18 protein-coding genes are annotated in these 19,450 nt (G+C 64.7%); 10 read left to right on the forward strand and 8 right to left on the reverse strand.

Annotated elements, in window-relative coordinates; genetic code table 11:
- Positions 1 to 122: 122 nt before the first annotated feature.
- Complete coding sequence (gene ypfJ, locus AC05QJ_RS04820; protein ID WP_476745840.1) at positions 123 to 1,001, reverse strand: KPN_02809 family neutral zinc metallopeptidase; 879 nt, start codon at positions 999 to 1,001, stop codon at positions 123 to 125.
- A 204-nt stretch (positions 1,002 to 1,205) separates the two neighbouring features.
- Between ypfJ and pcaH the strand changes: the two genes are divergently transcribed.
- Together pcaH and pcaG are read left to right on the forward strand one after the other, a co-directional pair.
- The gene (gene pcaH, locus AC05QJ_RS04825; protein ID WP_476745841.1) at positions 1,206 to 1,925 is read left to right on the forward strand and encodes a protocatechuate 3,4-dioxygenase subunit beta; all 720 of its coding nucleotides are present in this window, start codon (positions 1,206 to 1,208) and stop codon (positions 1,923 to 1,925) included.
- 11 nt (positions 1,926 to 1,936) lie between these two features.
- Positions 1,937 to 2,542 (forward strand): protocatechuate 3,4-dioxygenase subunit alpha, encoded by a 606-nt coding sequence (gene pcaG, locus AC05QJ_RS04830; protein ID WP_476745842.1) that lies wholly within the window; start codon positions 1,937 to 1,939, stop codon positions 2,540 to 2,542.
- Between the two features lie 109 nt (positions 2,543 to 2,651).
- Here pcaG and AC05QJ_RS04835 read toward each other — a convergent pair whose 3' ends face one another.
- The gene (locus AC05QJ_RS04835) at positions 2,652 to 2,957 is read right to left on the reverse strand and encodes a putative quinol monooxygenase (protein WP_476745843.1); all 306 of its coding nucleotides are present in this window, start codon (positions 2,955 to 2,957) and stop codon (positions 2,652 to 2,654) included.
- 60 nt (positions 2,958 to 3,017) lie between these two features.
- Here AC05QJ_RS04835 and AC05QJ_RS04840 point away from each other — a divergent pair, with 60 nt between their 5' ends.
- Positions 3,018 to 3,422, forward strand: coding sequence for a VOC family protein (locus AC05QJ_RS04840; RefSeq protein WP_476745844.1), 405 nt, complete (start codon positions 3,018 to 3,020; stop codon positions 3,420 to 3,422).
- Here AC05QJ_RS04840 and AC05QJ_RS04845 read toward each other — a convergent pair whose 3' ends face one another.
- Positions 3,423 to 5,138 carry an FAD-dependent oxidoreductase gene (locus tag AC05QJ_RS04845; protein WP_476745845.1) on the reverse strand — a complete coding sequence of 572 codons (1,716 nt, stop codon included), beginning with the start codon at positions 5,136 to 5,138 and terminating at the stop codon, positions 3,423 to 3,425.
- A gap of 160 nt (positions 5,139 to 5,298) precedes the next feature.
- Here AC05QJ_RS04845 and AC05QJ_RS04850 point away from each other — a divergent pair, with 160 nt between their 5' ends.
- The 3 genes from AC05QJ_RS04850 to AC05QJ_RS04860 all read left to right on the forward strand — a co-directional run bounded on the left by AC05QJ_RS04850 (position 5,299) and on the right by AC05QJ_RS04860 (position 7,963).
- Positions 5,299 to 6,075 carry an IclR family transcriptional regulator gene (locus AC05QJ_RS04850; protein WP_476745846.1) on the forward strand — a complete coding sequence of 259 codons (777 nt, stop codon included), beginning with the start codon at positions 5,299 to 5,301 and terminating at the stop codon, positions 6,073 to 6,075.
- A 118-nt stretch (positions 6,076 to 6,193) separates the two neighbouring features.
- Entirely contained in the window at positions 6,194 to 7,012 is an 819-nt protein-coding gene (locus tag AC05QJ_RS04855; RefSeq protein WP_476745847.1) for a sugar phosphate isomerase/epimerase family protein, read from the forward strand.
- A gap of 90 nt (positions 7,013 to 7,102) precedes the next feature.
- On the forward strand, positions 7,103 to 7,963 hold the full coding sequence (locus AC05QJ_RS04860; RefSeq protein WP_476745848.1) for a DMT family transporter: 861 nt from the start codon (positions 7,103 to 7,105) through the stop codon (positions 7,961 to 7,963).
- 66 nt (positions 7,964 to 8,029) lie between these two features.
- Here the strand turns inward: AC05QJ_RS04860 and AC05QJ_RS04865 are convergent, their stop codons facing one another.
- Positions 8,030 to 9,370, reverse strand: a complete 1,341-nt coding sequence (locus tag AC05QJ_RS04865) for an MFS transporter (RefSeq protein ID WP_476745849.1) — start codon at positions 9,368 to 9,370, stop codon at positions 8,030 to 8,032.
- A 289-nt stretch (positions 9,371 to 9,659) separates the two neighbouring features.
- On the opposite strand from AC05QJ_RS04865, the gene quiC reads away from it, so the two are divergent.
- Positions 9,660 to 11,576, forward strand: a complete 1,917-nt coding sequence (gene quiC / locus AC05QJ_RS04870; protein ID WP_476745850.1) for a 3-dehydroshikimate dehydratase QuiC — start codon at positions 9,660 to 9,662, stop codon at positions 11,574 to 11,576.
- A gap of 211 nt (positions 11,577 to 11,787) precedes the next feature.
- Positions 11,788 to 12,456, forward strand: a complete 669-nt coding sequence (locus AC05QJ_RS04875; RefSeq protein ID WP_476745851.1) for a TetR/AcrR family transcriptional regulator — start codon at positions 11,788 to 11,790, stop codon at positions 12,454 to 12,456.
- Between the two features lie 34 nt (positions 12,457 to 12,490).
- On the opposite strand, the gene AC05QJ_RS04880 is transcribed toward AC05QJ_RS04875, so the two are convergent.
- Entirely contained in the window at positions 12,491 to 13,351 is an 861-nt protein-coding gene (locus AC05QJ_RS04880) for a shikimate dehydrogenase (protein ID WP_476745852.1), read from the reverse strand.
- A 163-nt stretch (positions 13,352 to 13,514) separates the two neighbouring features.
- Here AC05QJ_RS04880 and AC05QJ_RS04885 point away from each other — a divergent pair, with 163 nt between their 5' ends.
- Positions 13,515 to 14,669: an alkaline phosphatase family protein gene (locus AC05QJ_RS04885; protein ID WP_476745853.1), complete on the forward strand. Its 1,155-nt coding sequence runs from the start codon at positions 13,515 to 13,517 to the stop codon at positions 14,667 to 14,669.
- 35 nt (positions 14,670 to 14,704) lie between these two features.
- On the opposite strand, the gene trmA is transcribed toward AC05QJ_RS04885, so the two are convergent.
- Together trmA and AC05QJ_RS04895 are read right to left on the reverse strand one after the other, a co-directional pair.
- Positions 14,705 to 15,790 carry a tRNA (uridine(54)-C5)-methyltransferase TrmA gene (gene trmA / locus AC05QJ_RS04890; protein ID WP_476745854.1) on the reverse strand — a complete coding sequence of 362 codons (1,086 nt, stop codon included), beginning with the start codon at positions 15,788 to 15,790 and terminating at the stop codon, positions 14,705 to 14,707.
- Positions 15,787 to 17,082, reverse strand: a complete 1,296-nt coding sequence (locus tag AC05QJ_RS04895; protein WP_476745855.1) for an NCS2 family permease — start codon at positions 17,080 to 17,082, stop codon at positions 15,787 to 15,789. The genes trmA and AC05QJ_RS04895 overlap by 4 nt, the downstream gene beginning before the upstream one ends.
- 214 nt (positions 17,083 to 17,296) lie before the next feature.
- Between AC05QJ_RS04895 and AC05QJ_RS04900 the strand changes: the two genes are divergently transcribed.
- Positions 17,297 to 17,848, forward strand: coding sequence for a DJ-1 family glyoxalase III (locus AC05QJ_RS04900; protein ID WP_476745856.1), 552 nt, complete (start codon positions 17,297 to 17,299; stop codon positions 17,846 to 17,848).
- Between the two features lie 6 nt (positions 17,849 to 17,854).
- Here the strand turns inward: AC05QJ_RS04900 and AC05QJ_RS04905 are convergent, their stop codons facing one another.
- Positions 17,855 to 19,087 (reverse strand): MFS transporter, encoded by a 1,233-nt coding sequence (locus AC05QJ_RS04905; RefSeq protein ID WP_476745857.1) that lies wholly within the window; start codon positions 19,085 to 19,087, stop codon positions 17,855 to 17,857.
- Positions 19,088 to 19,450: the final 363 nt, after the last annotated feature.

Raw genomic sequence — 19,450 nt, forward strand, 5'->3', positions numbered from 1 at the left:
GCGAGCTATATCGGCGAAAAGACGGGCAGCTGAAACGCTTTTTCAGCAAAACCGACAGAAACACTCAACAAAATGTGACAAGCCCCGCAGAAGCGGGGCTCGAAGGGGGGGAGAGGGGCGGATCAGAGCGCTTTGGCGGCGAAGGTGTCGCACTGGTTGATATCGCCCTTGGCAAATCCGGCCTTGAACCAGTGGACCCGCTGGGCGGAGGTGCCGTGGGTGAAGGAATCCGGGACCACGCGGCCCTGGCCCTGCTGCTGCAGGCGGTCGTCGCCGATGGCGTTGGCGGCATTGAGGGCTTCCTCGACGTCTCCCGGCTCCAGCCAGTTGTGCCGCTGCTGTGCCTGATACGCCCAGACGCCGGCCAGGCAGTCGGCCTGCAATTCCTGACGCACCAGCAGGCCGTTGGCGCCCTCGACGCGCTGGCCCTGTTGCCGCGCCGCGTTGACCTTGGCCGAGACGCCCAGCAGGGTCTGCACATGGTGGCCGACTTCGTGGGCGATCACATAGGCCTGGGCGAAATCGCCGGCAGCGGCGAAGCGCTGTTCCATTTCCCGGAAGAAGCTCATGTCCAGGTACACCTGCTGGTCTGCCGGGCAATAGAAGGGCCCGGTCGCCGAGGTGGCGAAGCCGCAGGCGGAATTGACCTGGCCGCTGAACAGCACCAGTTTCGGGTCTTTGTACTGGCGGTTGGCCTGAGCGAAGATCGCCCGCCAGGTGTCTTCGGTGTCGCCGAGAATGCTGGCGACGAACTGGCTGGCTTCGTCATTGGCCGCCGGACGTGGGCTGCTCTGGGTCTGGGTTGGCGTGCCCTGCTGCATCTGGCCGGTCAACTGGCCGAGGATCTGCATCGGGTCCTGTCCGGTGAGCAGGCCGATACCGACGATCAGCACCACTGCGCCGAGGGTGAGCCCCTTGCCGCCACCCAAGCGCGCACCGCCCGGACTCTCGCCCCGGGCATCGACCACATTGTCGCTGCGTCTGCCTTTTCGCCATTGCATGGGTTGTCTCTCCCGGTGGATTCATCGCCATAAAGGTTAGCCCACTAGATATCTTCGCGGGTTACAACCTGATATCCATAACCATTTGGTTATGAAAGGCGGCGTTCTTTTCAGTTTTCGCCGGAGCTGCACCGCGAGACACTTTGCCGCACACCCCGCCCGTCCCGATCGGGCTCTCCATAAATCCAAGAACAGGAGAACGGCATGTCTGCTGAAGACACCAGTCGCTTCGTTATCCGTGATCGAAACTGGCACCCCAAGGCCTTCACCCCGGACTACAAAACCTCCATCGCCCGCTCGCCGCGCCAGGCGCTGGTGAGCATTCCGCAATCCATCAGCGAAAGCACCGGCCCGGATTTTTCCCACCTGCGTTTCGGGGAGCATGACAACGACCTGCTGCTGAACTTCAACAACGGCGGCCTGCCGGTCGGAGAGCGCATCCTGGTGACCGGTCGCGTCTTCGACCAGTACGGCAAGCCGATCCCCAATACCCTGGTGGAAATGTGGCAGGCCAACGCCGGCGGCCGCTATCGCCACAAGAACGACCGCTACCTGGCGCCGCTGGACCCCAACTTCGGTGGTGTCGGCCGTGCCCTGACCGACAGCGAAGGCCGCTACAGCTTCCGCACCATCAAGCCGGGTCCGTACCCATGGCGCAATGGTCCGAACGACTGGCGTCCGGCGCATATCCACTTCTCCATCAGCGGTCCGTCGATCTCTACCCGTCTGATCACCCAGCTGTACTTCGAAGGCGATCCGCTGATCCCGCTGTGCCCGATCGTCAAGAGCATCGCCAACCCGGCGGCGGTCGACCTGCTGATCGCCCGCCTGGACATGAGCAACGCCAACCCGATGGACTGCCTGGCGTACCGCTTCGACATCGTGCTGCGCGGCCAGCGCGCGACCCACTTCGAAAACCGCTGAGGAGAACCGTCATGCCAATCGAACTGCTGCCGGAAACCCCTTCGCAGACCGCCGGCCCCTACGTCCACATCGGCCTGGCCCTGGAAGCGGCCGGCAACCCGACCCGCGACCAGGAAATCTGGAGCCAGATGGCCCGTGACGACGCGCCGGGCGAGCATATCCTGGTGTTCGGCAACGTCTATGACGGCAACGGCCACCTGGTGCGCGACTCCTTCGTCGAGTTCTGGCAGGCCGACCACAACGGCGCCTACCAGACCGAGTACAACCTGGAAAACGCGTTCAACGGTTTCGGCCGTACCGCCACCACCTTCGATGCCGGTGAGTGGACCATGCGCACCATCAAGCCGGGCGTGACCAACAACGCCGCAGGCGTGCCGATGGCGCCGCACATCAACATCAGCCTGTTCGCCCGGGGCATCAACATTCACCTGCAGACCCGCATCTACTTCGATGACGAGGCCGAGGCGAATGCCAAGGACCCGGTGCTCAACCTGATCGAACAGCCGCAACGCCGCGAGACGCTGGTGGCCAAGCGCTGCGAAGTGAACGGCAAGACCGCGTACCGCTTCGACATCCGCATCCAGGGTGAAGGCGAGACGGTGTTCTTCGATTTCTGATGCCTGGACTGGGTGGCTGTGTTGCTGCCCTGGTCCTCATCGCTGGCAAGCCAGCTCCTACCCTGTGGGAGATGGCCGGGCGGCGCTCCGCTTGCCAGCGATAGGGCCTTCAGATCCGCTTGGCGTTGAACGCCAGCACCTCTCCCTCGATCACTTCCTGCTGCACGATCAGCGGGTCCACCAATGGCCGGCTGGCGAGAAAATGCGGCGTCAGCAGGTGCGCCTCGAAGGCCGCCTCGTCCTCATACACCTCGTACAACCACACCACCTCCGGATCGCTGCGATCGCTCAGTACGTCGAACACCAGGCATCCCGGTTCGTCGCGCACTGAACTGGCGGCATTGACGCTGATGGCTTCCATGAAACGCTCCCGGCTGCCCGGCTGGAGATGAGTCTTGAGAAGAAGGCTGTACACGTCGAACTCCGTTTTGTCTTATATTTGCGAAAAATTGTATACAAAAACGGAGCCGAAACCATGCCTGTTCGTCCAAGCCGCCTCAACGGCCTGCGTCATATCGCGATCCTGGTGCCTGACCTGGAAGTCTGCGAGCGCTTCTACGTGGACATTCTCGGGATGGAGGTGCTGCACCGTGCCCACGAAGACCTGGTCTATCTAACCTGCGGTAACGACAACCTGTCCCTGGGCCGCGCCTTTGCCCCCAGCAGCGGCGTGCAGGCGGTGGATCACTACGGCTTCGTGGTCGACAGCCTTGATGAACTGCACGCCTGGTACGGCTATCTGAAAGAGTGCGGGGTGACGCTGCTGGACAAGCCGTTCGCCCATGGCGACGGCACCTGGAGCTTCCACCTGCTGGACCCTGCGGGGAACAAGGTCCAGCCGATCTATCACCCGGCGATATCCGGGCAGCGCTTCAACTGATCACTCGCAGGCGGTGACGCCGGCGATGTGGCGGGCGGCGATGTAGCCGAAGGTCAGCGCCGGGCCGAGGTTGATGCCGCCGGCAGGGTAATGGCCGCCCATGATGCTGGCCATGTCGCAGCCCGCGGCGTAGAGACCTTCGATGGGCTGTTGAGCTGCATCCAGGACTTGCGCGTGTTCATTGGTGCGCAGTCCGGCGAAGGTGCCGAAGCAGCCAGCCTCGACCTTCACCGCGTAGAACGGTCCTTGCTCGATGGGCGCCACGCACGGGTTGGGGCCATGCAGCGCGTCGCCCTGCTTGCGGTTGTAGAGGGTGCTGCCGCGACCGAACTGCGGGTCTTCGCCGAGTCGGGCATGACGGTTGTATTCGGTCACGGTGTCGATCAGCCCGCGGGCCTCGATGCCGCACTGGTTGGCGAGGTCGTGCAGGCTGTCGGCGCGCTTGAGGTAGCCGCTGCGCACCAGCGACGACGTCGGCAGCGGGAAGGGGCGGGCGATGCCCAGGCCGTAGCGGCGCTGGAAGGTGTGATCGCAGATCAGCCAGGACTCGACCTTCTCGCCCGGCGCGGCGGCAACCATCGCGCTGACATAGTCGTAGTAGCCGCCGGCCTCGTTGACGAAGCGCTGGCCGTTGCTCAGCACGCCGATGATGCCCGGCTTGCCGCGTTCGATGATGTGCGGGAAATGGCCGGCACTGCCGTCCTTGTACGGCACTTTCGAGACCGGCGCCCAGGCCACCGGGCTGTAGAGGTCGTCGGCGACGCGGCCACCGGCGCTTTCCCCCAGGCGCAGGCCGTCGCCATTGGCGGCCACGGGCGGCAGCGCCAGGTGCTCGTGGCCGGTGGGCGTGCGCGGGAACATCGCCTTGCGCCGCTCGATGTCGTTGGGGAAGCCGCCAGCGGCAAGCACCACGGCGCGGGCGTTGATGGTCACCTCGCCGTTGGCGGTCTGTACCACGGCACCGGTGACGCGGCCATTGTCCCGCAGCAGACGGCGGGCGGGCGCCGACTCCCAGAGCAGTACGCCAAGGTCTTCGGCAGATTTCGCCAGTCGCGCCACCAGCGCCACGCCGTTGACCAGGTGCAGGGCGCGGCCGTGGGTGGCGAGGTCGAGCAGGTGTTTGCCGACTCGCCGGGTGACGTGCAGCAGCGAGCGCCAGGATCGGGTCAGGGTGAGGAAGGCGGTAAGATCCTTGCCGGCCATGATCGGCATGCCCCAGAACGAGGTTTCGCGCATAGTTCGGCGCAAACGCTTGAGCAGCTTGCCGGCCAGGCGTGCGTCATACGGCGCGGCGATCACCGAGCGACCGCCGGTGCCGGCACCGGGTGTGTCACCGTGGATATCGGCGATGCCGTTGCCGTCTGCGAATTGCAGCGCAGTGTGCTTCTCGAAAAAGCTCACCATGTTCGGCGCGGCGTCGAGGAAAGCGTCGATCAGCGGTGCGTTGAAGCGCTCGCCCAGTTCATGCTCCAGGTAGGTGCGCGGCGCCGAGCGGTCTTCGACGATGCCGGCGCGGCGCGCCAGCGGGTTGCACGGCACCCAGGCCCAGCCACCGGACCAGGCGGTGGCGCCGCCGAACACCGGGTCTTTCTCCACCACGATCACCTTCTGTCCGTGCCAGGCGGCGGTCACGGCGGCGCTGAGACCGGCGGCACCGGAGCCGATCACCAGGACGTCGCAGTCGACTGTACGGGCTTGGGAGGGAAGGGCGGTCATGACGTATCCTCGATATTGTTTTTGGAACAAGGTTCCATATTCTATGATCGCGCTGTCGGTGCCAAGCGGCCACAGGCGAAGTTGGGCGAAGATCGAACAGTTGGTTTGCGCTTTGCCCGGCGCTCTTTAGAATTCGGCAACATTTTCAGGGACCATGACCATGGCCGGCAGTCAGATCGAACGCGCGTTCAGCCTTATCGAAAGCCTCACCAGCGAGCCACGCGGCTTGCCGATGCAGACCTTGGCCGAACAACTGGGCATTCCGAAAAGCGCGACCCACCGCATGCTCGCCGAGCTGATCCGCCTGGGCTATGTGCGGCAGAACCCGGAGAACAGCCGCTATCTGCTGAGCACCCGGCTGGTGGCCCAAGGCTTTCGCTACCTGGCCAACAGCGGCGCGGACATCGTTCAGCCGATCCTCGACGACCTGGCGCAGAAGAGCGGTGAGCTGGTGCGCCTGGGCGTGATCGAGGGCGAACGGCAGACCTGGATTGCCAAGTCCCAGGGCGCCCGTTCGGGATTGAAGTACGACCCCGACATGGGCCGCGACGCGCCGCTGTTCTACAGCGCTTCCGGGCATGCCTGGCTGGCCAGCCTCAGCGATGCCCAGGCCCTGCTGCTGGTGGAGCGCCAGGGCGTCGCGCCGAAGGAAAACTTCGGGCCGAATGCGCCCAGGTCCAATGCCGAATTGCTGGAGCGCCTGCGCATCGCCCGCGAACATGGCTACGCCTGGGTGGTGGAAAGCTCGGCGGTGGGCATGTCGGCGCTGGCGGCCGTGGTCACCAACCCGAAGGACGGTCATGTGGTCGGCGTGGTCAGTGTCGCCGGGCCGACGGCGCGGATGAGCGAGGCGCGCATGCATGAGCTGGCACCGGCACTGCTGGCGACCACCCGGGAGTTGTCGGCGGCAAGTCCGGCGTCCGAATTGTTCATCTGATTCCTTTGGCGGTTGCTGGCGCTCGATCGGGGCTTCGGTTTTTTTCTGCTTGCATTGAAACTGGAACCAAGTTCTAAATATTCGCATCCAGAACAACAACCCCAAGAGATGCCCGCCCATGAGTCAACGAGTCCTGTCCCTGGCTGCCCTGACTGTCCTCGAGTTGTCGCCGCCGGAGATGGTCGAGGTCGCCGCCCGCGCCGGCTACAGCCATGTCGGCCTGCGTCTGGAGCCCGCCACGCCGGAAGAGCACCACTTTCCGCTGGTCCGTGACGCCGGCTTGCGCCGCCAGACCGCCGAGCGCCTGCGCGACACCGGGATCAAGGTGCTCGACGTGGAAATCCTGCGCCTCAAGCCAGAAACCCGCGTTGCCGATTTCGATGCGTTGCTGGCGGTCGGTGCCGAGTTCGGCGCCACCGAATTGCTGGTGGCGGGCAACGACCCGGATCAGGCGCGAATAACCGACAACTTCGCCGCGCTCTGCGACCTGGCCGCGAAATACGGCATCTACCCGCACCTGGAGTTCATGCCCTGGACCGACGCGAAGAACCTCACCCAGGCCCTGGAAATCGTCGAGGCCGCCAACCGGGAAAACGGCTGCGTGCTGGTCGATGCCTTCCACTTCGACCGCTCGGCGTCGCGCCTGGAAGACCTGCGCCAGGTGCCGGCTTCGCGCATGCGCTACCTGCAACTGTGCGATGTGGCCGGGCCACGGCCGGACGATATGGCCGAGATCCTGCGTCAGGCGCGCAACGAGCGGCGCTTCCCGGGTGACGGCGACTGCGACCTGGGCGGGCTGCTTTCCAGCGTATCGCCTGATGTGCCGCTGAGCCTGGAGATCCCGACCCGGCAACTGCTGGAACAGGGCGTCTCGGCACTGGAGCGGGCGCAATTGGCGCTGGACAAGACCCGCCAGGTGCTCAGTCAGATGCTGTAGTTCTCCGTGCATGGGCCAGGCCGGGATGCACCTGGCCCGGCCCTTGCTCGGCCGAGCCCCTTTGCAAAACTTTCGACCCGAGCGTCCTTCATGCCCCCTGCCAGCCAGCCGTTCAAAGGCATTCTCCTGGTCGTTGTCGCGACCTTTCTGTTTTCCAGCCACGACGCCCTGTCCAAGTACCTGTCGGGGTTCTACCCGATCATCTGGGTGGTGTGGGCGCGTTATCTGGTGCACACCCTGCTGATGCTCGGCATCTTTCTGCCCCAGGCCGGGCTGCGCGGGTTCCGTACCCAGCGGCCAGGCCTGCAGGTGGCGCGGGCGGTGTGCCTGCTGGGCTGCAGCCTGCTGTTCACCAAAGCCGTGCAGTACCTGCCACTGGCCGAGGCGACGGCGGTGAACTTCCTGGCCCCGCTGATGGTGACGGCGCTGTCGATGCCGCTGCTCAAGGAGCGGGTCAGCAGAGGGCAGTGGGTGGCGGTGCTGGCGAGCTTCGTGGGTGTGCTGATCATCGTGCACCCGGGCGGTGCGCTGTTCACGCCCGCGGTGTTGCTGCCGCTCGGCTCGGCCACCTGTTTCTGCTTCTACCAGATCTTCACCCGCAAGCTCAGCGAAGTGGACAGCCCCACCGTCAGCAACTTCTTCACCGGCGTGTTCAACACCCTGGTGATGAGCCTGCTGGTGCCATTCTTCTGGACTGTACCGAGCCTCACCCACGGCTTGATGACCCTGGCCCTGGGCACCTTCGGCATGCTTGCCCATCTGTTCCTGACCCAGGCCTTTCGTCATGCGCCGCCAGCGCTGCTGGCGCCGTTCAGTTACTGTCAGATCGTCTTCGCCGGGTTGATGGGCATCGTGGTGTTCGGCCAGCGGCCTGACCTGTGGGGCATGATCGGCATCGCCGTGGTGTGCCTGAGCGGGCTGGCGACGGCCTGGCTGCAACGTCGGCGCTGAAACGACGCGGGGCCTGTCAGTGACAGGCCCCGCGAGGTGTTCAGCGAAAAGCGCGTGGACGAAGCGTCAGTCTTCGACTTTCGGCACTTTGCGCGGCGCCATGAAGTACATCCAGGTCAGGGCGATGAAGTACATCGCCGGGATCATGGTGAACAGGATGCTGTAGTTGTTGTTGGTAACGGTCAGCACGTAGCCGACGATCTGGGTCATGAACATGCCGCCGATGGCTGCGCACATGCCGCCGAAGCCGAACACGGTGCTCATCATGTGCTTGGGCGTGTAGTCCATCACCAGGCTCCAGATGTTGGCGGTCCAGGCCTGGTGCGCCGCGATGGCCAGGGCGATTGCCAGTACCGCGATCCACAGGCTGCTGGCGCCGGCGGCGAAGATCACGCTGACGATGGTGGCGGCGAACAGCAGCATCGACATCAGGCGCGCCTTGACCGGTGCCATGCCGCGACCGATGAGGAACGAGGAGAGAATGCCGCCGCCCACGCTGCCGAAGTCGGCGCTGAGGTAGATCACGATCAGCGGGATGCCCATCTGGGTGACGCTGATGCCCAGGCTGTATTGCTGGTTCAGGAACGGTGGCAGCCAGTACAGGTAGAACCAGAACACCGGTGCGGTGATCGAGTAGGCCAGGGCGAAGGCCCAGGTGCCGCGCATGCGCAGGATGCGCGAGAACGGAACGCCTTTCTGCTCCGGCTCCGACTCGCCTTGCACGTAGGCGCGTTCGGCGGCGGTCACGGTCGGGTGGTCTTCGGGGTTGAAGTATTTCAGGCCCCAGAACACGACCCAGATCAGGCCCAGGGCGCCCATGGCCATGAACGCGGCCTGCCAGCCCCACACGGTGAGGACCAGTGGCAGCAGCATCGGGGTGAACATGGCGCCGACGTTGGTGCCGGCGTTGAAGATACCGGTGGCGACGGCGCGTTCACCGGCCGGGAACCACAGGCGGGTGGTCTTGACGCAGGCCGGGTAGTTGGCCGCTTCGGTCAGGCCGAGGATGAACCGGCAGACCATGAAGCCGACCGCCGACGTGGCGAGGCCGTGGGCGCCGGTTGCCAGGCTCCAGAGGAGCACGGCGCAGAAGAACACTTTCTTCACGCCGACACGGTCGATCAACCGGCCCTGGAGGACGAAGCCGATGGCGTAGCCGACCTGGAACCAGAAGTTGATGTTGGCGTAGTCCATCGCCGTCCAGCTCATTTCCTTGGCCAGGATGGGCTGCATGACGCCGAGGGCGGCGCGGTCGATGTAGTTCAGGGTGGTGGCGAAGAACACCAGGGCGAGCATGACCCAGCGGGTCTTGCCCACGGCCATGGCGCCGCGGATCTTGTCGCCGATTCCGGCGTGCGGGGAACTGCTCAGCGACTGAGCAATGGGATTGCTGGGGCTGTGGATCATCGTGGGTTACCCGTATTTTTATGTTTATGGGTCGAGCCGTTGGGTGACGCAAGAAAACGGTAATGCATGGGCTTATTTGGCAGGATCGGCCCGGTTCATTGGCCGAGGAGCCTGCTTCCATGGTTTGAAATGGTGCGCACTGCTCAAAAAAGGGTCAATTCGTCACAGCGCATTTCGGGCGATAATCGCACACAAAACTAACCGGTTCGTACCTTTTTCTTGAGGCGATTTTCGCGCCGGCCAATAATTCTCGACAGTTTGGGCACTGCCTGCCCGTTGGAGACTGAAGATGCAGCGTTCGATTGCCACCGTGTCCTTGAGCGGCACCCTGCCGGAAAAACTGGAAGCCATAGCCGCCGCGGGATTCGACGGCGTGGAGATCTTCGAAAACGACCTCCTGTACTACGACGGCAGCCCCCGGGAAATTCGCCAGCGCTGCGCCGATCTTGGCCTGGCGATCACCCTGTTCCAGCCATTCCGTGACTTCGAGGGCTGCCGCCGCGACCGCCTGTCGCGCAATCTCGATCGGGCCGAGCGCAAGTTCGACCTGATGCAGGAGCTGGGCACCGATCTGGTGCTTGTTTGCAGCAATGTCGCCGCCGACGCCCTGGGCGAGCGGCAGATCCTGGTCGATGACCTGCGTCTGCTGGCCGAGCGAGCAGGTGCCCGTGACTTGCGCATCGGCTACGAGGCGCTGGCCTGGGGGCGTCACGTCAACCAGTGGGAGCAGGTCTGGGACATCGTTCGCGAAGCCGATCACCGGAGTCTGGGGATGATCCTCGACAGCTTCCACACCTACTCGATCAAAGGCGATCCGAGCGGCATCGCGAAGATTCCCGGTGACAAGATCTTCTTCGTGCAGATGGCCGACGCGCCGATCCTGGCCATGGACGTGCTGGAGTGGAGCCGGCACTTCCGCTGCTTCCCGGGCCAGGGCGAATTCGACCTGCCGGCCTTCCTCGGGCCGATCCTGCAGGCCGGCTATCGTGGCCCGCTGTCGCTGGAAATCTTCAACGACGGCTTCCGCGCCGCACCGCCACGGGCCAATGCTGCCGACGGCCTGCGCTCGCTGCTGTACCTGGAAGAAAAGACTCGCCAATACCTGGAGCGCACCGCACCTGAAGTGGCTGCCGAACCCGAACTGCTGTTCAGCCCGCCGCCTGCCGGGGCCTACGATGGCATCGAGTTCCTCGAATTCGCCGTGGACGACGCCTCCGGCGCCAAGCTGGGCAACTGGCTGGAGCAACTGGGCTTTGCCCGCGTCGGCCAGCACCGCTCGAAGAGCGTCAGCCTGCTGCGCCAGGGCGATATCAATCTGATCCTCAACGCCGAACCCTATTCCTTCGCGCACAACTTCTTCGAGAGCCACGGCCCGTCGCTGTGTGCCACCGCGGTTCGGGTCAAGGACAGCACCAAGGCCCTGGCCCGCGCCGTGGCCTATCACGGCCAGCCTTATCGCGGGCTGGTCGGGCCCAACGAGCGCGAGCTGGCGGCGGTGCGGGCACCGGACGGCAGCCTGATCTACCTGGTGGACCACGACGCTGACGGGCGCACCATCTACGACACCGACTTCAGCCTCAACGGCAATGCCGCGAAGGACGGCCTGGGCCTGACCCGTATCGACCACATGGCCATGGCCCTGCCGGCCGACGGTCTGGACAACTGGGTGCTGTTCTACAAGAGCCTGCTGGACTTCAAGGCGGACGACGAAGTAGTGCTGCCGGACCCTTACGGCCTGGTGAAGAGCCGTGCCCTGCGCAGCCAGGACAGCACCATCCGGCTGCCGCTGAACATTTCGGAAAATCGCAACACCGCGATTTCCCACGCGCTGTCTCACTACCGTGGTTCGGGTGTGCATCACATCGCGTTCGATTGCGACGACATCTTCACCGCCGTGAAGAAGGCCAAGGAAGCGGGCGTAGCGTTGCTGGACATCCCGCTGAACTACTACGACGACCTCGCGGCGCGCTTCGACTTCGATGACGAGTTCCTCAGCGAACTGGCGTACTACAACGTGCTGTACGACCGCGATGCCAACGGTGGCGAGCTGTTCCACGTCTACACCGAGCCGTTCGAGGAGCGCTTCTTCTTCGAAGTGATCCAGCGGCGCAATGGTTATGCGGGTTATGGTGCGGCCAACGTAGCCGTTCGTCTGGCGGCGATGGCCAAGGCCCGGGCGGGCGGGTTGCGGCACGCCAAGTTGTAAGGATCGCATGCCTATCGCCGGCAACGCCGGCTCCCACGAGGTCCGAGGTGACCACAACCCCGTGGGAGCTGGCCGGGCGGCGCTCCGCTTGCCAGCGATGAGGCCATCAGGCCTGGCGCAGGGCGGCTGATTATCCCTACACCCCCAAGGCTTTCTTCTGACACGGCCGAGGCCCATAATTGCGCCGTTAATCGAACGCCACGAGCTGCGTATGACCACCACTCCAGTACTTTGCGCGACGCCTGAAACGCCCTCGCGCAAAGGCCGCAAGAACAATCCGGAAAAAACCCGCGAGAACATTCTCCAGGCGGCCATCACCGAGTTCGTCCACCAGGGACTGGCCGGTGCCCGCGTCGATGCCATTGCCGAGCGCACCCATACCTCCAAGCGGATGATCTACTACTACTTCAACAGCAAGGAGCAGTTGTATGTGGAAGTGCTGGAGAAGCTCTACGGCGATATCCGCAGCACCGAAAGCAATCTGCACCTGGCCGAGCTCGAGCCGCGCCAGGGCATTCGCCGGCTGATCGAATTCACCTTCGATCACCACGATCGCAATGTCGATTTCGTGCGCATCGTCTGCAACGAGAACATGCACCATGGCGAGTTCGTGAAGCAGTCTTCGGCGATTCGCTCGATGAACAACACGGTGCTCAAGGCACTGAACGAGATTCTGGTCCGGGGGGCGAGCGAGGGCGTGTTCCGCAGTGGGCTGGATGCACTGGACGTGCACCTGCTGATCAGTTCGTTCTGCTTCTACCGGGTGTCCAACCGGCACACCTTCGGCGAAATCTTCCAGATCGATTTCGAGGACCAGGCCGTGAAGGCCCGGCACAAGGAAATGATCTGCGAGTCGGTCCTGCGCTACCTGCAGGCGTGACCGGTGGCATCGCGGGCTTGCCCCGCGATGCGTTTCAGTTGCCCAGACTGTGGAAGTGTTCGGTCATACGCTCCGGGTCGGGGCGGATGCCGCTGAACAGCTCGAACGCCTTTACCGCCTGATAGACCGCCATGGTCGCGCCATTCAGCGTGCGGCAACCCAGGGCCCGGGCCTCGCGCAGCAACTCGGTCTCCAGCGGGAAATAGACGATCTCCGCCACCCACAGCTCGGCGCGCAGCAGCGCCTTGGGCACCGGCATGCCCGGCAGCTTGGCCATGCCCATGGGCGTGGTGTTGACCAGGCCGCAGGCGCTGGCCATGGCGCTTTGCAGATCGTGGCCGACCTTCGCCGGGGCGCCGGGGAAATGCTGGTTGAGGTTATCCACCAGCGCCTGGGCGCGTTCGACTTCCACATCGAACACCGTCAGTTGTTCCACACCTTCGCTGAGCAGGGCGTGGGCCACCGCCGCGCCGGCGCCACCGGCTCCCATCTGCACCACGCGTTGACGCGAGGCATCGGGCAGGCCACGGCGAAAACCCTCGGCAAAGCCCAGGCAATCGGTGTTGTGGCCGATGCGGCGGCCATCCTTGAGCACCACGGTATTCACCGCGCCGATGCCACGGGCTTCCGGCGACAGGTCGTCGAGCAGCGGCAGGATCGCCTGCTTGCACGGGAAGGTGATGTTCAGGCCGGTGAAGCCCATGTACTGGGAGGCGGTCAGCAGTTCTTCGAGGGCCGTGCTGTCGAGCTTGAGCTGGTCCAGGTCGATCAGGCGATAAAGGTAGTTGAGGCCCTGGGCGGCGCCTTCGTGTTCGTGCAGCGCCGGGGTGCGCGAGGCCTGGATGCCTGCGCCGATCAGGCCGGCGAGGATGCCCGGCGGTTTGGCCAGATTCATCGGTAAGACTCCGTTGTTGTTCTTGGGAAATAAAGTCGGGAGGAGTGTCTGGCTAAAATGTACCGGTTGGTTAACAGGAATCAATCGGCCGGCGCGATTAGTGTTCGCTGATCGAACAGGCTGTGCTAAACCTTGTGATTCATCATCGGGAGGAGGGGCAGGGATGGCTTTTCAAGCGCAAGTGACCGAAGACGCGACCTGGCCGGGACTGGCCAGCCTGACCCAGTCGATCTTTGCGGCGTTGGGTGCCGAAGGTTTCCGAAATCCGTTCGGTCTGGCGCCGTCACCGGCCATCTGCCTGTTGCTGATCGATGGCATGGGCCATCAGTTGCTGCAGGAGCATGCTCGGCACGCCCCCTTTCTCGCCTCGCTGATGCGCCCGGACGGCGTGTTTCGCGTCGGCTTTCCCGCCACCACGGCGTCCAGTCTGGCGGCCCTCGCTTCAGGCTTGAGCAGTGGCGCCCACGGTATCGTCGGCTGCACCTTCGCCCTGGATACCGGCACTGAGTTTTCACCACTGAGCTGGACCTGCGCGCCTTTCGCCGAGGGGCAGGCGCTCGCCCCGGTGCCGATGCCGGAGCAGTTCGTCGTGCCGCAGACCGCCTGGCAGCAAGCGGGGGAGCAGGGCGTGCGGGTCAGTACGGTGATGCAGGCGCGCTATGCCGATTCGGCTTATACCCGAGCCATTTACAAAGGCGCGCGGATACTTGGCGCGAGCGGGTATGAGGTGTACCCGGAACTGGTGCGTCAGGCGCTGACCCTGGATGCGCCGTCGTTCTGCTTCGCCTACTTCGGTGACCTGGATTTTGTCGGCCATCTCGTCGGTCCCGGCTCGGAGCCGTGGATCACCCAATTGCGCAACGCCGATCGGCTGGCGCAGAGCATCTACCACCAGTTACCGGCCGGGGCGCATCTGCTGGTGACCGCCGACCACGGCATGCTGGCGCTGGACAGCGCCGCCGTGGTGGATTTCGACCGGGAGCCGGCCTTGCAGGAAGGCGTGCTGGCATTGGCGGGGGACATTCGTGCCCGCCACGTGTACACCGGCGGACTGCATCTGGACCGCGTACAGGAGCGCTGGCGCGGGCGGCTTGGCGATGGCTATCAGGTACTGAGCAAGGCCGACGCGATCGGCAGCGGGTTGTTCGGCGATGTGGTGCTGAGCCAGGCGGAGGCGCGGATCGGCGATCTGATCGTGATTCCCACCGGGACTGGTGGGATCATTCGCAGCGAGGTGGAGCCTGATGCCAGTCGCTGGAAGGGACACCATGGGGCGTTGACCGATGCCGATCAACTGGTGCCGTTGCTGATGGCTTGAGGTTGGCGGGGACCGCAGGGCGGTCCCCTGGCCTGTTACCGGCGAACCAGCAACACCCCGCTTTCCATGTGATGGGTATACGGGAACTGGTCGAACAAGGCGCACCGTTCGATCCGGTGGGTGTCATGCAACTGAGCGATGTTGGCCGCCAGCGTCTCCGGGTTGCAGGAGATATACAGGATATTGTCGAAGCGCCGGGTCAGCTCGCAGGTGTCCGGATCCATGCCGGCGCGCGGCGGGTCGACGAAGACGCTGCCGAACTCGTAGCTCTTCAGGTCGATGCCTTCGAGCCGGCGGAACGGCCGGACTTCATTCAGGGCTTCGGTCAGCTCTTCGGCCGACAGCCGCACCAGCCGCACGTTGTCCACGCCATTGTCGTCGAGGTTGTGCAGCGCCGCGTTGACCGAGGTCTTGCTGATCTCGGTCGCCAGCACCTTGCGTACCCGGGTCGCCAGCGGCAGGGTGAAGTTGCCGTTGCCGCAGTACAGCTCCAGCAGATCGTTCTGGCGCTCGCCCAGCGCTTCGTAGGCCCAGCCCAGCATCTTCTGGTTCACCTGGCCGTTGGGCTGGGTGAAGGCGCCTTCCGGCTGGCGGTAGCGGAAGGTGCGTCCCGCCACTTGCAGTTCTTCTACCGCGTAGTCACGGCCGATCACCAGGCGCTTGCCTTTGGAGCGGCCGATGATGCTGGCATTCAGGTCGGCCGCGAGCTGTCGTGCGGCGGTTTCCCACTGCTCGTCCAGCGGGCGGTGGTAGCAGAGGGTGATCATCGCGTCGCCGGCCAGGGTGGTGAGGAACTCCACCTGGAACAGCTTGTTGCTCAGGGCCTCACTGGCCTGCCAGGCGGCTTTCATGCGCGGCATGAGCTCGTTGATCCGCAGGCTGGCGATGGGGAAGTCGTCGATCAGGATCGGCGCGTTCTTTTCCCCGGGGGCGAACATCGCGTAATGGCGCTGGCCGTCCTGGCGCCACAGGCGGAACTCGGCGCGCAGGCGGTAGTGCTCGCGGGGCGAGTCGAACACCGCCGGCTCCGGTGCGTCGAACGGCGCCAGCAAGTCGCGCAGGCGCTGGGCCTTGGCGGCGAGTTGCTGGTCGTAGGTGGAGGGGTCGAAGACAGCACTCATGCGTTGAACCAGCCCAGCTTGATGACGAACAGGATGGACAGGATCACCAGGGCCGAGTTCAGGTCGCGGCCGCGGCCGGAGATCAGCTTGATCGCGGTCCAGGAGATGAAGCCGAAGGCGATGCCGTTGGCGATGGAGTAGGTCAGCGGCATCGCCAGGGCGGTGATCATCACCGGTGCGGCTTCGGTGATGTCATCCCAGTTGATTTCCGCCAGGCCCGAGGCCATCAGCACGGCGACGAACAGCAGCGCCGGGGCGGTGGCGAAGGCCGGCACGCTACCGGCCAGCGGAGCGAAGAACAGCGCCAGCAGGAACAGGATGGCAACGACGATGGCGGTCAGGCCGGTGCGGCCGCCGGCGCTGACGCCCGCTGCCGACTCGATGTAGCTGGTGGTGGTCGAGGTACCCAGCAGCGAACCGGCCATGGCGGCGGTGCTGTCGGCGATCAGGGCGCGGCCCATCTTCGGCATGTGGCCGTCCTTGCCCATCAGGCCGGCGCGCTTGGCGACCCCGATCAGGGTGCCGGAGTTGTCGAACAGGTCGACGAACAGGAAGGCGAAGATCACGCTGACCAGGCCGACGTCCAGCGCGCCCTTGATGTCCAGTTGCAGGAAGGTCGGTGCCAGCGATGGCGGCATCGACACCACGCCGCCGAACGGGGTGACGCCGAGGGCGATGGAGGCGATGGTCACCGCGAGGATGCCGATCAGCACGGCACCGCGGACCTTCAGCGCTTCCAGCGCGACGATCAGGAAGAAGCCCAGGGTAGCGAGGATCGGAGCGGGTTGCTTGAGGTCGCCCAGGCCCACCAGAGTCGCCGGGTTATCGACGACGATGCCGGCGTTGTGCAGGGCGATCAGCGCCAGGAACAGGCCGATACCGGCAGCGATCGCCGAGCGCAGCGGCAGCGGGATGCTGTTCACGATCCATTCGCGGATACGGAAGATCGACAGCAGGAAGAACATCACCGCCGACAGGAACACCGCGCCCAGTGCCACCTGCCAGGTGTGGCCCATGTGCAGCACGACGGTGTAGGTGAAGAAGGCGTTCAGGCCCATGCCCGGCGCCAGGGCGATCGGGTAGTTGGCGATCAGGCCCATGGTGGTCGAGCCGATGGCCGCGGCCAGGCAGGTGGCGACGAACAGCGCGCCCTTGTCCATGCCGGTCTCGCCGAGGATGCTCGGGTTGACGAAGAGAATGTAGGCCATGGCCAGGAACGTGGTAACGCCCGCCAGGATCTCGGTGCGCACGTTCGTGTTGTGCGCTTTTAGTTGAAACAGCCTTTCCAGCATGCCCTGCTCCCCGTGGCGATCGGCGCCAAAAATTGTCGACCCAGTCAGGAAAGCACAAAGCGTACCGCCTTTCCGTGATTCTGGCCGGGCCGGAAAAAAGCCGCGCATCATACCAGCATGGTCGGCCCAGGGTAATGTGTCGAACCGCCCGCCGATCCTCTGCCGGACGGGCGATCGGCTACGCTTGCAAAGACGTGTCCCCAAGGAATGCGCCATGACCCAGAGAGCCCTGATTGCCGTAGCTGAAGGTGTCGATGACCTGCAGACCGTTACCTTGGTCGATGTCTTGCGGCAGGCCGCGATCGAAGTCGTGGTCGCCAGTGTCGAGGCCCGGCGGATGCTGGTCTGCGCCCGCGGCACCCGGTTGACCGCCGACGCCATGCTGGTAGACGTGCTGGCGCAGTCGTTCGACCTGATTGTCTTGCCGGGTGGGGAAAATGGCGCCCATCGTCTGGCCGCGACGCCGGCTTTGCAGTTGCGGGTCCATGAGCAGGCCAAGGCCGGGCAGTACTACGCGGCGATCGGCGAGTCGCCGGCGATCGCACTGAATGCCTGGGGCCTGTTGCGCCAGCGCAGAATGACCTGCCATGACGACGTCAGCGGGCAGTTGTCCGGCTGCAACTTCGTCGATCAGCCGGTGGTGGTGGACGGCAACTGCATCACCGCCCGGAACTCGGCGGCGGCGTTGCCGTTTGCCCTGGAACTGGTGGAATTGCTGGACGGCAAGGTGATGCGCAAACAGGTAGCGCATCTGCTGGGCTGTTAGTGACCGTCAGGTCTCCGCCCGCCGGCTGTGCATGTAATCCCGGCCCGCCAGGGTCGGGAACAGCTTGATCCACACCCCGGTCACCACCAGCGTGCCGACGCCGCCCATCACCACCGCAGGCACCGTGCCGAACCAGTGCGCCGTAACCCCGGATTCGAACTCGCCCAACTGGTTCGACGCGCCGATGAACAGGCCGTTCACCGCGCTGACCCGGCCGCGCATTTCATCCGGAGTCTCCAACTGCACGAAGGCGCCGCGGATCACCATGCTGATCATGTCTGCCGCGCCCAGCACGGCCAGCACCGCCAGGGAGAACCAGAACGATGTGGACAGGCCGAAGGCGATGGTCGCCACGCCGAAGACACCCACCGCCGTGAACATCACCCGCCCGACCTTGCGCTCCACCGGGAAGCGCGCCAGCCACAGCGACATCAGCAACGCCCCCGCCGCCGGGGCCGAACGCAGCAGGCCCAGGCCCCAGGGGCCGGTCAGCAGGATGTCCTTGGCGAACACCGGCAGCAGCGCGGTGGCGCCACCCAGCAGTACGGCGAACAGGTCAAGGGAGATGGCGCCGAGAATGTCCGGCCGGCTACGGATGAAACGGATCCCCGCCAGCAGCGACTCGATGCTGGCCCGGCCCTGGCTCAGGGGCACCTGGCGCGAGGTCAGGCTGAGGGTCAGGCAACAGGCGATCACGTACAGGCACACGGTCGGGCCATAGACCCACACGCTGCCGAAGGCATAGAGAAAACCGCCCAGCGCTGGTGCCACGATGGTTGCCGACTGCATTGCCGAGGCCGACGCCGCCACCGCCCGCGGGAACAGTTCCGCCGGCACCACGTTGGGCAGCAGTGCCTGGGTCGCCGGCATCTCGAAGGAGCGGGCGCTGCCGAGCAGGAAAGCGAGGATGAAGATCAGTTCGCGGCTCACCGAGTCGGTGGTGCTGGCGATCGCCAGGGCCAGGGCGATCAGCGCCTGCAGGCTCTGGCACAGCGCGGCGACGCGGCGGCGGTCGTAGCGGTCGGCGACATGCCCGGTGTGCAGCATGAACAGCACCCGCGGCGCGAACTCCACCAACCCCACCAGACCGAGGTCGAGGACGTTGCCGGTGAGCTGGTAGAGGTGCCAGCCGATGGCCACGGTGAGCATCTGGAAACCGCTGGCGGTGAATACCCGGGCCAGCCAGAACGAGAGAAACGGACGGTGATGGCGAAGCAACAACGGAGCGTGCGCTGACATGTCGGACTGCCGGGCCTGCGTTGGGGGAAGGGCGTTGCAGGGTAACACCGGGCTGTAACAAAAGGTTGCAGAAACCGTCGTTGCGGTGCGGTCAGCGCACCGTTTCGCTTTTTCGTACAGGGGGTGAGGCAACCGGTCACGCGGCAACGCACCACACAACCCGGACGCGCCATCGCGACTATCCTTCTCCCTGTCGTTGATCTGGATCAATAGTTGTTTCTGCAACGATCGACCCGGCAACGGTGGGCCTTCGGGCCGCAATCCCTGTGGTGTGAAAGTTTTCAGAACAATTCCAAGCGGCCGCACTCAACACCCTAGGGGCAGTTGGCGCCAAGGCAACGGACCCTGACGCCGGATTACCTG

It is taken from the genome of Pseudomonas sp. TUM25319 (genome assembly GCF_056388475.1).